Source organism: Clostridium sediminicola, from assembly GCF_050402865.1.
GTDB classification, from domain to species: domain Bacteria; phylum Bacillota; class Clostridia; order Clostridiales; family Clostridiaceae; genus Clostridium_AF; species Clostridium_AF sediminicola.
Window position 1 is genome coordinate 65,193 of sequence record NZ_BAABMF010000018.1, and the last position, 16,841, is coordinate 82,033.

The window sequence follows — 16,841 nt, forward strand, 5'->3', positions numbered from 1 at the left end:
TTACAGCAACTTATCTGCATGTAATCTTTACACACGTGAAATTATATGGTATTCTAGTTAAACAATTAGAGGTGATTTTTTGGTAAATGAAATAGGTTCGAATATAAAAAAAATGAGAAAACAAAAGGGTATAACTCTCCAAGAGCTGTCTGATAAAACAGAATTATCAACAGGTTTTTTAAGTAAACTTGAGAGGGATCTTAATAGTCCTACAATAGTAAATCTTCAAAAAATATGCAATGCACTAGATGTAAATATGACTGATTTATTAGCCACATTAGAAGAAGATAAAATATGCGTGAAAAAAAACGAGAGACGTGTAATTTTTGAAACGAAATCTCATATTAGATATGAATTAACTTCAGAAGGTAAGCGAAACCTTAAAGGAGTATGTATGGTAGTAGATGATAATTCTAAATTGAATCAATCCTATGAGCATAATACAGATGAATTCGGAATCATAATTAAAGGTTCTTTAGAAATGACTGTCAATGATAAAGCATATTTATTAGAAGAAGGAGATTCTATATATATAAAAGCTAATACTAAGCATAGTTTCAGAAAATTATGCGGCGGTGAATGTATAAGCTACTGGACTTATCATGAAGCTGCTAACAATATGAATATAAACTTAAATAACTATTAAACTTTAATATAAATAGAAAATATTTCTCAAAATAAATGTAATGAGCTACTAAGACATGAATATGAATAAAAGCATATATATCAAAAAAGTTTGTTGAAATAACTTTTTTCGTTATATATGCTTTTTTTCAAACCCTTTTTATCTATATAATCTTATCTAAATTTTTCATTGTACCTTTTCATAAGTTCACCTTTAAAATCTGGATGGGCTATATCTATCAACGCTTTTGCACACTCCAATAAATGCAATGATTTGTATTGCGTTATTAAATCTAGTTCTTATAAGTCTTAGAACTCCTACTGCTATTATCGCAGCATCTTCTATTGGATACGTATTTGCAAATGGCATAAGTTTGTTTTCCTATGTAAAAGCAAAAAGAGACTCAAAACTATCAAAACTTGAAGCATCATTTAAAGCTCCAAAAGGATGGAATAATATTGCCCTCTTGTTTGGAATTATTAATATTCCTTTTTATTTAATTGGAGTAGTTTATCTAAATTCATTGGAAGTTGATTGGAAATCAACCTGGGTAGGATTTATTGTGTTAGGCTATTATATACCATTATGGCTTTATTCACAAAGCAAAAACTCATCTGAAGAAAATATAGTAAATAGAGACTCAGTACTTACTGAATAATAATATTTTTTTGGAATTGTTAAGATATTTTTAATTAAAATAACGGATGAAGTTTATAGTTGTAAGTTAAGGACACCATTCTCAAGCAAAGGCTTCATTTTAGATTTTCTGAAAGAAAATCACCCTTAACTTACAACTTACAACTTACAACTTACAACTATTTCGTCCCTACTCTCTTAACTCCTTTAACAGGCACAAAATAATCTGAAGAAATTGTTTCTGTATTGATTTTAACACCATTTTCATAAGTTACTCTATATACTTTTACTTTATATCCAGTATGAGCTTTTTTATCGATCTTTTCTGTACCTTTGGGGAGGTTAGAATCTTCAATTATTTTATATGAAGCTGGGTATTTCTTATATATATCATTCCATATTTTTTTCTCAGTTTTGTTTAAATTACCATTTGAAAATATTGTAAAATATTCTTGTTTATTTTGTGTATATGCAGAAATATAAATTGGGTACTCTCCATTATTTTTAAATTTCACGTCTAGATTTCCATAATCAACTGTTGCATCTTGTCCAACAGGAACATAGCTTGAGGGATATGTATGATGATGTCTCTCAACAATTTCCAAACCAGCTAGTAAAGCTACATTATATAGGGTTGATGATGCCTGGCATATACCTCCACCTAGACCATCTACATATTCACCGTTTACTATAACATGAGCCTCTTTATATCCTTTTTCTCTGGTTCTCTGTCCAACTGTATCATTAAAACTAAATACTTCACCTGGCATTAATATTGTTTCATTTATAGCTTTAGTAGCAAGAGCAATATTGCTTGATCTATTAGCCCCTGAATTCGTATATCTTGTAGAAAATGAACCAATACTTGAATTTATTGTTCTCAAACTTTCACCAGTTATTTTTGCAGCTAATGTTTCAATAGGAGCTACAAATTTTAATTCCTTTGCTTTGCTCATTATTCCATTATTTATATCAATAATCAATTTTTCAGAATCTAATTTCGCCCCTTTAACATCGTCTGTAACTTCAAATTTACTTTTTCCAAGATATTTAATAGTTGCGTTTACAGGCTCTTTATTAACATCTTCTTCAATCTTCCCTACAACTTTATCAATTAGATTACTATCATAAGTAAATTTTAATTCAAATTCTTTATCTCGCGGATTTTTTATTAATTTATACTTATCTATAAAACCAAGTTTTTTTCCATATTCAAAAGCTTCATCTACAATATGAATAGTATTATATTTTGCTTTTAATTCCTCAAAACCAATAGAATATTCTTTTTCTCCTGCTTTAATTTCTACTGTTTTATCTAAAATTATGTCACCATAAGTCTTATTAATATCTGTTAAAACTTCATCCTTTGTCTTTCCTGTATAATTAATACCTTCAATAATAACATTGGGCATCATTACTAATTCCCACTCATTTATTTCTTGATACATATATCCTACTATCCCTGCACAAATAAATGTAATTATGCTAGCAGCTGTTAATAATTTTTTCTTTATATTTGTCTTTCCATTATTTCGAACATGGTTTTTGTCATTTGTTTTATTTTTTATTTTATTACTGACTTCATTATTAATCTCCACATTTCCAGCTCCCTTACCTTATAGTTACAAGTTGTTGTTTGTAAATTTATTCCATTATATTATATTATACATTATCTCCCTATTTCCTTTTAATTTTCATATTTTTTACATAAATTTGTAAATCAATTTTTATTTTTGTATAAATCCCTATTAAAAACAAATAATATCTATATTCAATAAAGGAGGGTTCTTATGAGAGTCATTATAGTAGGTGCTGGCTGGGCTGGTTGTGCTGCTGCTATTAGTGCCAGTAAAGCTGGAGGAAAAGTTACATTACTAGAGAGAACTGATATGCTTTTAGGTACAGGTCTTGTAGGCGGTATAATGAGAAATAACGGAAGATATACTGCTACAGAAGAAATGATTGCATTGGGCGGAGGAGATTTATTCACTATTACTGATGCCAACTCAAGACATAGTAACATTGAGTTTCCTGGCCACAAACATGCTAGTTTATACGATATAGACAAAACTCCCAGTGCTGTATTCAATTACCTTAAAGAACTTAAAGTAGACGTGAAATTTCAATCAAGAATAAGAAGAGTTAATATGGATGATAACATTATTTTAAGTGTTAAAGATGACAATAATAATTTATACCCTGGAGATGTTTTTATAGATACAACGGGTACAGCAGGTCCAATAAAGAATTGTATTAAATATGGAAATGGATGTGCTATGTGCATAATAAGATGTCCTAGTTTTGGAGGAAGAATAAGTCTCACTTCACTCGCTGGCATTAAGGAATATGTAGGTAAAAAGGCTGATGGATCAGTAGGAGCAATGAGCGGTTCTTGTAAATTATTCAAAGACTCTCTTTCAGTAAATATAATAAATGAACTGAACACAAAAGGAGTATGTATTATTCCACTACCACAATCAATGATTGAAGATCATCTTAATATAAAAGCATGTCAACAATATGCATTAAAAGAATACAATGAAAATATTATCCTTTTAGATACTGGCCACGCAAAATTAATGGCACCTTACTTTAATATAGATAAATTACATCAAATCCCTGGATTAGAGGATGCTAGGTACGCAGATCCGTATGCGGGAAGTAACGGGAATTCAATGAGATTCTTCTCTATGGCACCTAGAGATAATACTCTAAAAGTAAAAAATATTGAAAATCTATTTTGTGCAGGTGAAAAGGCAGGTCTTTTGGTTGGTCATACAGAAGCCATTGTTACAGGCACTTTAGCTGGATACAATAGTACAAAATTCTGTAAAAGAAAAAAGCTTCTAGAATTACCTAGAAAACTAGCCATTGGTGAATCTATAGCTTTTGTAAATGAACAAATGCAAACTCAATCAGGATTTAGAAAAAAATATACATATTCCGGGTCTATTTTTTTTGATAGAATGAAAGATCTAGGGTTGTACACTACTAACATAGAAGAAATTCAAAATAACGTCGCCAATTTAGGGTTATCAGGAATTTTTTCAAAATCTACAATATCTTAAAAGCACCTGATGTCGTATTTCACGACCTCAGGTGCTTTTTTTCTGCCCACAGCATTCCCATAATCTTCACATATATTTATACTAGATTAAATTTACATATGAAATTATAATATAACTAGATATAAATACTTTAGTAAAATATGAACTAATGAAAGGTCGTGTTATATATGAAAAATATACAAAAATATCGTCTTTATACACAAATTATATGTTTAATTTTAACTATATTTTCATTTTTCATTAACTTTAAAATAACTATGCTTGTGATTATGTGCTTAACACTTTTATCTGGTGTATTCTACTGTGGTTGGGTTTGTCCTTTTGGATTACTTCAAGACCTATCGAGTAAATTAGGAAAATTATTAGGTATAAAAAAAAGGAAAATGCCCTCTTCTATTCAAAAAATAATGATATTCAGCAGATATATACTACTCTTACTAGTACTATTAGTTGGAACAGATTTAGTTTTTAGTATTGTTTCATTCGATCCCAGAACTAACTTTGAAAAATTATTGCTAGGCAACATTGGATCTATCGGAACAATTATTGTCATCTGTTTCTTTTTATTAATTTCTTTATTCTTTCAAAGACCATTCTGCAATTATTTTTGTTATGAAGGAGCTAAATATGGATTAATAAGTTTTTTAAGGCCACTTACAATCAAAAGAAATATTAATACTTGTATAAATTGCAAAAAATGTGATAAAAGTTGTCCTATGGATATTGAAATATCAAAATGTAGCAACCTTAGATCTCCTCAGTGCATCAATTGTTTCCAATGTATTACTAGCTGCCCAATAGATGGCACGCTCCATTATGGAAAAATTAATATGACAAAGAGTGAAAAGAAAAAATATATTGGTGCTCTTACAACCCTGTCAATATTAATCGGAGTTTTTTTAGTGTATAATGTTTTTATTGGAAATACCCCTTTTAATTTAAAGACTAAACAACATACAGAATCTACAGCAACAGAAACCTTACCTTCAAATTCAGAGGCTAAATCCTCAAAAAATGAACTTTCAGAAAATGTCACTTCTGATATTAAAAATTTAGGAGAAGCTTCTGGTGTTGCAGATGGAATTTATAAAGGTGATGGTGAAGGTTTTAGAGGTATAATGACAGTGGCAGTAACAGTTCAAAATCAACAAATTATAACAGTAGAAGTTGTAGCACATAATGATGATAGAAAGTGGTTTAATAGAGCAAATGATATTATACCTGATAGAATAGTCGAAAATCAAAGTACCGATGTTGACTTAGTTAGTGGTGCAACATACTCATCACTAGGGATAAAAGATGCTGTTAACGATGCATTAAATAAAGCTAAGTAAAAAAATATCTACCGTCATGCTTCTCGACGGCAGATATTTTATCTTATTAATAATAAACCTTACTAAAATTACTTTCTAATTATCATTTTTGCATCTACTTGTGCAGGATAACTTTCTCTAATAGCCTCAGGATATACTATTATTATCATCTTCAGTTTCTATAGCCATCATACCATTACTTTCCGTTCTTTTTATACTTTTAACGATTAAATTTATTTTTGTGTTTTCATCATAACTATTAATTAGAATTTTGCCGTCTTCCTTATCTAAATACTCTACAATTACATCTGTTCCTCCTTCAAAAGTCATCCCCTCGTATAATTGAAATTCCAATTCTCCATCTTTTGTTTCAATTATTACCTTTTTATCATCAACCTTCTTTACTTTACCAGATGCTTTAATGATTATATCTCCCATATTAGTGTATCTTTGTTCAAATTCCTTAATTTCACATTTGACTAATTTAAATCCACCTTCACCTATCTTCTCGACAGCTACAGTTTCTCCTAAGTAAAAATCTTTTTGGTTTTCTAAATCCACTTTATATATTTCTGCTATATCTCTTGTTAATATATGCACACCTTCATTATCAAAATCTATTATTTTTCCAACTGTCTCGTAATTGTCTTCTGTTGAATTGGACTGTGAAGTAGTTAAAGCTTTATTGTTTGAACACCCTACAAAAGCAATTGCAACAGATAATACTGATATTAAAAGAATATTTTTTTTCATTTTCATTTCCTCCTGAATATAATTTTGAAATAATAAAATTTTGTTTTCACTTTATACACATAAGAGTTTATGAAAAGTTCTCCTTTTTTAATTTTTTATATATAATGAAAAATCCATAGCCACAAGTGGCTATAAATAAACAAATAGTAAATGCACTTTGTACTGATATATCAGCACTTTTACCTATAAATGGATTGATTATAGCTGCAACAATATTTCCTACCATAGCATAAATAGATAACATAGTTGCTCTATCTGCAGTAGCTATTGATTTATTCTGTATATCAGTAATAATTGGATTAATTAAAGACATTGATCCAGAAACAAAAATTATCATTATTACAGATATTATTGGATTTCTAGTAAGTATTAACAAAAAACAACAAATTGTAATAGTAAGTATCAAAATTTCAATGCTTTTATTCTTCCCAAATTTTTTACTTAAAATATAAGATTTATCAGAACTTAGATTTACAATTTGTATAACTACAGCTAATACTCCAAAATATCTTATATCTATTCCGCTTCTTATATACTGGAGTTGGTTTAAAAATACACTTACTGATTGAAATACCTCCCGTATTAATGCAATAGAAATTACTAAAACAATTATCTCTTTATTTCTCAGAGCATTTTTGAAACTATCTCTTATCCTTGGCTTTTTCTCTACATCTCTGTTTATATCATCTATAAACAAAGTTAATACTGTAGCAATTCCATAAGGTACAATGGTATATAATGCCGTTTTGTCAATTGAATACTTCACAATCATTGTAGACATTAAAGATGCAATTAAATACCCTAAAGTAGCTAAAGCATTATATCTCCCAAATACCTTTTGTGCTTCATCATCTTTTATAGAAGCATACAATAAAGCCATATCGCACCCCGATAAACCAGATATTGCTATTGCTAATAATATTCTTTCAAAAAGAAACATTTCAAAAGAAAATGCTTTGTAAAAAACAATCTTAGATATAAAAAATATCAAATTTGATATTAAAAGTGTTTTCTTATACCCAAATTTATCAGCAAATAATCCCCAAGGGATTTCAAAGGCTAACATTAGTATCCAAAAAACTGATTCAATGATAAATATTTGATACATAGAAATTCCTCTATCTTGCCTGTACAAAGTTGCAACAGGTCCGTAAAAAACAAAACCTTGAAAAAATACAATAGCATACATTATATATATATTTGATCTATTAGTTATTTTTTTATTATTCAATTTAAGCACCTCCAAAATTTGCATCACAAAAAGGCCTTATAAAAAAGGCCTAAAAATTTATTTTGGTATGTGACTTAAATTGGACTAACCATGCTTATATCTCCTTGTTAAGAAAAATTTTGTATTAGCAAATTTTCCTTTTATTATTTATTAAGCTTTGTTTCAAACTTTTACTTATTCTAGATATTGTAAATTTTAAAGTTTAAGTTATAATATACAACTATTTTATTATTGGTGAAGGCTGTATATTATAAACATTAGATTGTGGTGGTACAGAGTGTGTTAACCAAACATTACCACCAATAACTGAATCATGGCCAATTACAGTATCTCCACCTAAGATTGTAGCACCTGCATAAATCACTACATTATCGCCAATATCAGGATGTCTTTTTATCCCTTTTATTGGATTTCCATTTTCATCTAAAGGAAAACTTTTAGCCCCTAAAGTTACCCCTTGATATATCTTTACATTTTTACCTATGGTACATGTTTCACCAATAACTACTCCAGTTCCATGATCAATAAAAAAGCTTTCACCTAATTTTGCACCTGGATGAATATCAATTCCAGTTCTTTGGTGCGCCAACTCTGACATTATTCTAGGAATCAAAGGAATTTCTAATTCATATAGTAAATGAGCTACTCTATGTATACTAACAGCCTCTATTGAAGGATAACTTAAAAGTATTTCTTCTTTCGAAATAGCCGCAGGATCTCCATTAAAAGCAGCTTCAATATCAGTATTAAGCATTTCTCTAATGTTTGGTAAACTATTTAATAATTCTATTACAGCTTCATTTGCTTTATCTCTACATTTAGTGCAACCTTCATTGTGACCATCTTTGTTCTCACACCAATTCATCAAAGCACTTTCCATCAATTCACTTAATTCAAGAGCTGCCATTCTAATATTATTACCAATAATTATATTAGCTCGTGCTTCATTAATAGGATATGGCTCATATACGCCAGGAAATAGGGCAGAACGAAGATTAAAAATTATTCTTTTTGTTGTTTCTTTACCTGCAAATCCAATTGTCTTTTCTTTAAAAAAATGTTTTTCATTAATTTTTTCCAAAGTCATTGATATATTTGGTAATTCATTATTTAGCCAATCATTTATATTAATTGCAATTCCCTCCCATTTTTCAGTTCACAGTACACAGTTCACAATGCACTGTTAAGGTTCATTTTCTTACAGAAAATCTTAAACTAAGTTTTATGTATATATAGTATATTATCATTAAAGCTATTTGTTAAACAAGTTTTTTACTCCATAGGTATAATATTTATAAATTCTTTAGCACAATTTTTATATACGGTTTAATTTGAATTTCTATATATTTATCCCATAAACTTTCTAAAAAAATCATTATTGTTTCTTCTTTTATTTCTTTACTATTTTCATCATTATATACTTGTGTTCTATATTCAATATTATCTACTAAAGTATGATTAATCCTAATTATATCTATACCTTCTTTGAACCAAGTCAAAGAAAACATATTTTCCTCATCATAATCCAATATCAATTTATTATACAAATCACTTGTATCCCACTTAGTTATATGTGTTGTATCAACTACTAAATCATTTTCTTTTGTTTCTAATAAATAGTGATAAAAACCATCTTTATCTTTTTCGCAACTCTTCTCAAATAGCTTTATAAAAAACTCATTCAAACTACCCTGTACTCTTATTTCAAAATCTCTCATAGTTTCTAGTTTTCCTCTATATTCAACTATTCCACTTTCAATAAGTCTTCTAACCCTATAATCGATGTAAGAATCAGAAACTAGTTGCTGCGCTTTTCCCATTGTTGCTCCGATTATTCTAGGAGCTTTTTTGAAATTAAAACTACAGTTTGATAAGATTTCATTATCATAGTAATTTTCATCTACTCCAACTATTTTATTATCTTGTAAAATTCTCAAATTTTCTTTTGAATTTTTTATAATCTCCCATTGATTAATTAAATCTTTACATTTTTCCATTTCTATTTTTTTCATTGTTAAAATCAAATGATTTATTTCTTCTGGATCACACTCTCCAAAAGCTCTTGGTTTATAGCTATTTCCCCCATAACTCTTCACATATGATTCAGAAATATTTACCTGATATAATTCTCTATCTTCTAACAATGAACTTAAATATCTAATCCCTATTTCATCAGAAGCATTTTTACCATACCATATTACTATTTTTGAATCTGATTCAATATTTTTTACGCTTTCATAAGTATTTATGAATTCTTCCTCAAATTCCTCATAGTATTCATATGCCCAAACCTCTTTTAGCATTTTTTTGAACCATTCTTTCCGTTTTCTAAACCCTGCGTCAGTTTCGATTTCATGTATTGGACCAATAGAATAATCATTTCTTAAATTTATTATTTCACCCTTGAATTCATTCTTATTTTTATGAAAATAATATTTCAATAATCCTGCTGCCGAATCTCCAAAAACAATATGCATATATTTACTCAATCCGCTATTCTCCTTTAACATTCAAATGTATTTTTATTATACCAATAAAGTAATTGTAGTACCACTTTCACACTTTTTTACTCTCCCAAATTTAATTATGTTTAGTAAAATAGATTGATCTCAAATGTATCAAATGTGAATAAAAGACCTCAAACTTATTTCCCAACAAGTTTGAGGTCTTTTATTATTATCTTGTTATTCTTTTTAAGTAAATAAATCCCTACAATAAATGCCATACTCTCAGCAAAAGGCACAGTAAGCCATATACCATTATTTCCAACAAGCATAGGAAGTATATTTATACCTAAAACTATAAATATTATCCCTCTACTAGCTGATAGTATAATAGACGCTTTGGCATCCCCCATAGCGGTAAAATATCCTGAACGAATGATATTAAATCCACATAATAAAAAAGCAAATGAATATAATCTTGATCCACTTACTGCTAGATTTAAAACCTGTTTGTTACCGCTTGCAAATAATGCTATTAAGTGTTTTCCAAATATAAATAATGTTAAAAATAGTATCAATCCAATAGCTAAATTTACTTTAGATGCTAAGTTTAATGTATCATTTAATCTATCCTGCCTTTTATTACCATAATTATAGCTTAATATAGGTGTAATTCCATCTGATATACCAAACATAATAAGTATACCAAATTGAGAAATATAATTGATTATTGTAAATGCAGCAACACCTGCTTCTCCAGCAATCTTCATAAATGTAATGTTAAACAAATATGCAGTTGTAGCTGTTGAAAATGAAATAACTCCTTCTGATGAGCCATTGTATAACATAGGAAGAATTAATGATTTATCAAATTTTCCTTTAAAAATATTCACTACATTCTTCTTGTTTAACATAGGTATCACTACAATAAGAAGCGCTGATACATGTGCTATTCCTGTAGCAAAGGCCGCTCCTCTAATTCCAAAACCTAATTCTTTTATAAATACATAATCTAAACTTATATTAACAATTATACTTAAAATCATACCACCTAAATATGCTTCCGGCTTACCAACAACTCTATTTGTAAATCCAAATATAAACATTAAGCACATTAGCGGAGCAAATAGTGCTATAGTTCTTATATATATTGAAACTCCTTCTAATAATATTGGGCTTGCACCTAAGGTTACTGCAATTTCTTTACTAAATAAACAACCAACTAGTGTTATTATTAAAGCAATTATAGTAATAAATTGAAATGCTGTTTTAAAAGCATTTTGAGCTTCTTCCTTTTTATCTTCTCCTAATTTTCTACCTATAAAACTTAGAGAACCTACACCCATAATCATACTAACTCCAATTATAACTTGCATAAATGGTTGTACTATATTTACACTAGCAAGTGCATTTTGACCAACAAAATTACCTAAAAATATACCATCAATTATAATCTGAGCCCCTGATATAACCATAGAAATTATTGCTGGAATTGAATATTTAATAAACAATCTAGATATTTTATCTGTCCCTAATATGTTTTCACTCATTTACTCTACCTCCAAAAGAATATAAGAAAACATAGCGAATGTATAGTCACTATGTTTTGTTCTACGAAATATAGTATAAACCTTTGTGTAACACAAAGGTCAACATTTTTTTATAGGTATTTGTATTTCGTTTAATACTTCTTCACTTTTATCTGTAACAGTAATATCTATTTGAACAATTTGAAGGACATCCCCACATAATCTATATCCCTTTTTTTCAATATGGTCAATCATTTTTTTTAGATTAACTTCCAAGTTCAGGATACTTCCTTTATAATACATGCAAGCGTAAGTACCTTTATGAATCTTTTTTACATGACTTACATTAATACTCTCTTTGTTTTTAGCAAAATAAAATAAAATAGCTGATTCTGAGTACTTATTTAATTCTATTTCCTCCTGGCTAATAATTGTTCCAATACGATTACCTGCAAGTATAGGTGCTATTCCTTCTAAAACATTCTCTAATTCTACAAATGCATAACTTAACCCTATTCTATCTTTTATTGGTTTATCAAAAGTAACTATTTCTCTTTCATCAATTTCTTTAATAATAATATCTTCAAAGTCTAATACTCCAGATATATTATCTAAGTGTTTTATTTTTTCACTAATGCTTTCTTCTAATTGTTGTAACTCTTGTATTCTTTTTTTTAAATCATCGTGTTTATCTTTTAATATATTAATTGACTGTTTCAAATTTCTATTATTAAAATACTTCTTAATTTCATCAATACTCATTCCTAGTTGACGAAGGTCTTTAATAGTTCCTAATTCTTCTTCCTGAAAAATTGAATAGTATCTATATCCCGTTTTAGGATCTATTTCAATAGGTTTAAGTAATCCTATTCTATCATAGTGTCTCAATGTTTCAGTTGTAACATTTTTTAGTTTTGCGAACTCTCCTATTGTTAACTTTTGTTTCACTTTACTCACCTTATTCACTTTACAGTTTTTACTATCCTCATATTTTCATCATACTCTATGCCTAATTCTTTAGATAGTTTTTCATTTAACATTAAAAGACTTTTATGATATTCCTTATATTCATTACTTAAAACTTTCATATTAGGTAAAAAGATATTATAATATCCACTGTTATTGAAAAACTCATTCATTTGTTTTTTAAATTTAAATACTGGCTTCATAGCCTCAGCTATCTCTTTATCATTTTGATTTTCAATTGTATCTAATATTTTTTTCTTATACTTTTCTAGTTCTTCTCCTTCAGCATTTACCATCTTCAAAATTTCTTCCCTTGTGCCTTCTACTATTTTCTTATGCATTTCCTCTGATATGTTTTCATAATAGGATTGAACAGCTTCTGGCATTTTAATATTTAACTGTGGAAGATTATCTAAAAATTCTACTATATTAATCCATGCATTATATTTTTCTTCTGAATTAATAGGTTCATTTAAATAGGGTGAAAAATGATATGATAAATATAAACCTAACCCACTAGGGAAAGCTCTCTTTAGCTCATTTTTTATAAACTCACCAGATTTTTTTTCATTATTTATAATTTTTTCATTTAATAGCTTTATATCTTCTTCTTCAAAGTTTCCTTTAATAATCTTATCTAAGAATACCTTCTGTACTTTAATTTGAAATTCTTTCTTTTGCTTATCAATTATTATATTCTTTAAGATGGATTTTTTATCATCACTAGCTAGTAATAATTTAATTTCTTTAATTGATATGTCAAGTTTTCTATATAAAGATATCTCATTTAATAGCTTAATATCTTTATTAGCATAATCCCGATATCCATTTTTATCTTTCATTGGCATTATTAATTCTTGCTTTTCATAATAGCTTATAGCTTTTTTAGTTAATCCTGTTAAATTGCATACCTCATTTATTTTCATGAAAATCACCTCAAAACTAATGATAATCTATGCCCTTGGGTGTTAGTCAATACTATTTTGAAACTTATAATTTATACTTTAAATCTCAATACTGTTTTCAATTTTTCTGGCTTAGTCTTTCTTGCATCCGTAAGATAAATTTCACGATGTTTCATAGAACTCCTTTGTATGTTGTTATTTATACAAAACTCTTTCATAAATTTGAAACTTTTCTGTTCATCATTATTTCAATCTCTCATTTCTTCTATTATCTTCCGAAATTTTTTCTCAGCTGTAAGTTCTTGAGTTATAAATTTACCCTTATAAAATAATGAATATATAGTAAAAGGTGATGGATTTTTAATTGCTTTTTGTTTACTATCTATAAGCACTTTTTCATAAATATATCCTTCTTCTTCAGCGATTTTCGATTGTAAATCAATATAATAGTTCATATACGGACATTGATTAGAATAATACACTGTAAAGCCACCGTTATTTTCACAGGTTACATTTCTTGTAGTTTCTAAAAATTGAGGTGCTTTATTCTTTTCTGTTAATTTTAAATATAAGAGCTGAAAATAAGGTTCTGCCGTATCACATTTTTCAAAACCATGTTTTAAAAAGAATTTTTTATCAGACATAAAAGGTCTTTTTTTATCACTACATAAAACCGTAATCCCATCTTTTCCACTCTTTTTACTATCTTTAATGCATTTTTCTAATAGTTTTTTTCCGTATCCATTACCTTTATATTTACCAGATACCCAAAAACAATTTATTACCATATAGTTAGGAGCATTGATAGGTAGATAAGCTATTTCAGATGGAGCATATTCAATAAATACTTTAGCTCTCTCATTTAATTTGATAAATTTATAACCATTTTCAAATTGCTTTTCAAGCCATTTTTTCTTTGCTTTATACCCTTCTTTACTCTTTTTATCAGAAAAAGCACAACAGATGTGCTCCTCTTCTATATTATCTTTTGTTACTGTTATAAAGTCCATTTTCATTATTAACACCATCTCTTTTCTTTTATAATCTAATAATATCAAACCTAACTTGACAACAGTCTGTCATATTATAGACATACCTTACGAAAAGTTAATCTATGTAAGTCCAAAATCTCAGGCTTCAGTGAGTTTTGGACCTGCATAGATTTATAGTTGAAGTGGTATGTCTCTATATAGATAAACTACTTCGTATCTTTATCTATTATTATATATTCTAAGATTTTTTTCCAATCTATTTATCAGCTCATTTCTTATATATTGTGGTTTAATAACTTCAACATTTCCTCCAAAAGATTGCAGAAACGAATAAATCCATTCATCCTCTGGAAAAGCAATATTTAGTAAATATGATCCGTCATCATTCATAACTAAATCTTTATCATCAAAATAATCATACAAACGATATAAAACAGCACAATTAAATTTTAATTCTAATTCCACCATTTTATTATAAGGATTAAAGCTCTCTTTATATTCATAGTTCTTTAGCTTAACCAATTCTTCTCTTTCAAAATTCTCTTCTAAAATATCTAATTCTTTTATTCTATCTATTTTAAATATCCTAAAATCATTTTTTAATTTGCAAAAAGCCCAAAGATACCACGCTCGTCCTTTATAGATAAGGTTAACAGGATTAACTTCACGCACTGCTCTTTCACCATATGAATTAAAGTATATAAATCTTATAGTTTGACTACCTAATATAGCTTGTTTTATAGTATTAAACTTATCCATGCTATCAGTGTTACCTTCCCAGTCTGAAAAATCCACTTTAACCCAATCCTCTATACCTACATTTTTAAATACCGAAGATAATTTACTAATGATTGTATCTATATTAGGATACTTTGTTGTTTGCAATGTTTTTAAAGCCAGTATTATACCTTCACTTTCTTTTTCTGAGATCATAGTTTTACTAATTGTATAATTTTCTAATAACGATATACCGCCACCAGTACCTTTATTTGTATAAATAGGAATACCTGCGGATGATAACACATCAATATCTCTATATATCGTTCTTGTAGATACCTCAAACTTTTCAGCAAGTTCCTTTGCAGTCACATTATTTTTGTTCAACAATATTACTACAATTGAAAACAATCTATCTATTTTCATAATCATTCTCCAATTTCTTATTTGTAGCTTTTATCCTAATTATAAATCTAAAATATTTTTTTTACCAGTTGTATGACTCAATGGATAAAAATTCTATTGCATTGATTCACATACATATCGAATTGACAAGTCCCAATAACTTTATTATAATTTTACTTATGACAAGTGTTAACGAAAGTAGGTGTATTAATGAAAATAATTACCACTAACTCAATGAAACTAAAGCAAATTAATGTTGAAATAGTAAAATCAACTCTCAAGCTAGAAAAATATAATACTAAAGCTAGTATTGCAAGTGCAACTGGTCTTAGTATTGCAACTTGCGGTAATATTCTAAAAGAGTTACTTTTGACTGGTGAAGTTTTAGAGGTAGACTTAAAGCCTTCAACAGGAGGCCGACCTTCTAGACGATTTGTATATAATGAAAACTATGCTTATGTAGCTGTGATTTACGCTCGTAAGGAAGGAAATTATAATAGTTTATCTTGTGTTGTCTCAAATATAATTGGTGTCAATGTATATGAAACATATATTGAGCATAATGATATAACAATTAAAGAATTGGAACATGCAGTAGAAATGTTACTTAATATCTATCCTAATATCAAAGTATTAGGACTAGGAATACCTGGTGTAGTTAGTAAAGGTATTGTAGGTATTTGTGACTTCAAAAATCTAAGTCATATACCTATTGAAAATCACTTTTCAAACAAATATAAATTACTTGTTGTAGCTGAAAATGATCTAAATTGTACAGCAATAGGATTTTATAGTAAATCACAGTATAAAATTAATGAAAACTTAGCCTATATCTATTATCCAGTAGATGGAAACCCTGGTTCCGGTATAATTATCAATGGTGAAATCTTATGGGGACAGACAAACTTTGCTGGTGAAGTATCGTTCCTTCCACTTAATATAAGTTCTAAAGACAAAGGCAATATTCAGAAAAATTCACCTCTTTTTTCTGAACTAGTGGCTAAGACTATAGTGACCATTAATTGCATTATAAATCCAAAAAGTGTTGTTTTATCAGGATACTGTTTTAGTGAACAGATTATAGAATCAATTAAGTCGTTTCTATGCAGCTTAATACCAGATGCCCATATCCCAGAAATGATTTTTGAAGAAGATATTCATGATAGTTATATTAATGGATTGACATCTATGGCTCTTGAAAAATTATCTTGCAGCATTAAAATAGTTGAAAAAAACTAAAATAATAAGGAGAACTAT

Annotated in this window: 15 protein-coding genes; 5 read left to right on the forward strand and 10 right to left on the reverse strand. The window is 28.2% G+C overall.

The genetic code is table 11. From position 1 onward, the window contains the following. Positions 1–79: 79 nt before the first annotated feature. Together ACQ3F0_RS21370 and ACQ3F0_RS21375 are read left to right on the forward strand one after the other, a co-directional pair. A complete protein-coding gene (locus tag ACQ3F0_RS21370; RefSeq protein WP_428867757.1) occupies positions 80–646 on the forward strand; it encodes a helix-turn-helix domain-containing protein in 567 nt (188 codons plus the stop codon). A gap of 247 nt (positions 647–893) precedes the next feature. After that, positions 894–1,283, forward strand: coding sequence for a hypothetical protein (locus ACQ3F0_RS21375; protein ID WP_428867758.1), 390 nt, complete (start codon positions 894–896; stop codon positions 1,281–1,283). Positions 1,284–1,440: 157 nt separating this feature from the next. On the opposite strand, the gene ACQ3F0_RS21380 is transcribed toward ACQ3F0_RS21375, so the two are convergent. Then, a complete protein-coding gene (locus ACQ3F0_RS21380; RefSeq protein WP_428867759.1) occupies positions 1,441–2,859 on the reverse strand; it encodes a VanW family protein in 1,419 nt (472 codons plus the stop codon). Positions 2,860–3,051: 192 nt separating this feature from the next. Here ACQ3F0_RS21380 and ACQ3F0_RS21385 point away from each other — a divergent pair, with 192 nt between their 5' ends. Further along, positions 3,052–4,329, forward strand: a complete 1,278-nt coding sequence (locus ACQ3F0_RS21385) for an FAD-dependent oxidoreductase (RefSeq protein WP_428867760.1) — start codon at positions 3,052–3,054, stop codon at positions 4,327–4,329. Positions 4,330–4,496: 167 nt separating this feature from the next. Next, positions 4,497–5,663 (forward strand): FMN-binding protein, encoded by a 1,167-nt coding sequence (locus ACQ3F0_RS21390; protein ID WP_428867761.1) that lies wholly within the window; start codon positions 4,497–4,499, stop codon positions 5,661–5,663. Positions 5,664–5,789: 126 nt separating this feature from the next. Here the strand turns inward: ACQ3F0_RS21390 and ACQ3F0_RS21395 are convergent, their stop codons facing one another. From ACQ3F0_RS21395 to ACQ3F0_RS21435, 9 genes are all read right to left on the reverse strand, one after another. Then, a complete protein-coding gene (locus ACQ3F0_RS21395) occupies positions 5,790–6,395 on the reverse strand; it encodes a hypothetical protein (RefSeq protein ID WP_428867762.1) in 606 nt (201 codons plus the stop codon). A 67-nt stretch (positions 6,396–6,462) separates the two neighbouring features. Beyond that, complete coding sequence (locus ACQ3F0_RS21400) at positions 6,463–7,626, reverse strand: MFS transporter (protein ID WP_428867763.1); 1,164 nt, start codon at positions 7,624–7,626, stop codon at positions 6,463–6,465. A gap of 220 nt (positions 7,627–7,846) precedes the next feature. Next, positions 7,847–8,713 carry a serine O-acetyltransferase EpsC gene (gene epsC / locus ACQ3F0_RS21405; RefSeq protein WP_428867764.1) on the reverse strand — a complete coding sequence of 289 codons (867 nt, stop codon included), beginning with the start codon at positions 8,711–8,713 and terminating at the stop codon, positions 7,847–7,849. Positions 8,714–8,918: 205 nt separating this feature from the next. Beyond that, a complete protein-coding gene (locus ACQ3F0_RS21410; protein WP_428867765.1) occupies positions 8,919–10,115 on the reverse strand; it encodes a DUF1835 domain-containing protein in 1,197 nt (398 codons plus the stop codon). Between the two features lie 155 nt (positions 10,116–10,270). Next, a complete protein-coding gene (locus ACQ3F0_RS21415) occupies positions 10,271–11,620 on the reverse strand; it encodes an MATE family efflux transporter (protein WP_428867766.1) in 1,350 nt (449 codons plus the stop codon). Positions 11,621–11,719: 99 nt separating this feature from the next. Then, positions 11,720–12,547, reverse strand: a complete 828-nt coding sequence (locus ACQ3F0_RS21420; protein ID WP_428867767.1) for a MerR family transcriptional regulator — start codon at positions 12,545–12,547, stop codon at positions 11,720–11,722. A gap of 14 nt (positions 12,548–12,561) precedes the next feature. Then, a complete protein-coding gene (locus ACQ3F0_RS21425) occupies positions 12,562–13,491 on the reverse strand; it encodes a MerR family transcriptional regulator (RefSeq protein WP_428867768.1) in 930 nt (309 codons plus the stop codon). 227 nt (positions 13,492–13,718) lie between these two features. Beyond that, the gene (locus ACQ3F0_RS21430; RefSeq protein ID WP_428867769.1) at positions 13,719–14,486 is read right to left on the reverse strand and encodes a GNAT family N-acetyltransferase; all 768 of its coding nucleotides are present in this window, start codon (positions 14,484–14,486) and stop codon (positions 13,719–13,721) included. Between the two features lie 195 nt (positions 14,487–14,681). Further along, the gene (locus tag ACQ3F0_RS21435) at positions 14,682–15,605 is read right to left on the reverse strand and encodes a helix-turn-helix transcriptional regulator (protein WP_428867770.1); all 924 of its coding nucleotides are present in this window, start codon (positions 15,603–15,605) and stop codon (positions 14,682–14,684) included. Between the two features lie 189 nt (positions 15,606–15,794). Here ACQ3F0_RS21435 and ACQ3F0_RS21440 point away from each other — a divergent pair, with 189 nt between their 5' ends. Beyond that, a complete protein-coding gene (locus ACQ3F0_RS21440) occupies positions 15,795–16,823 on the forward strand; it encodes an ROK family protein (protein ID WP_428867771.1) in 1,029 nt (342 codons plus the stop codon). Positions 16,824–16,841 lie beyond the last annotated feature (18 nt).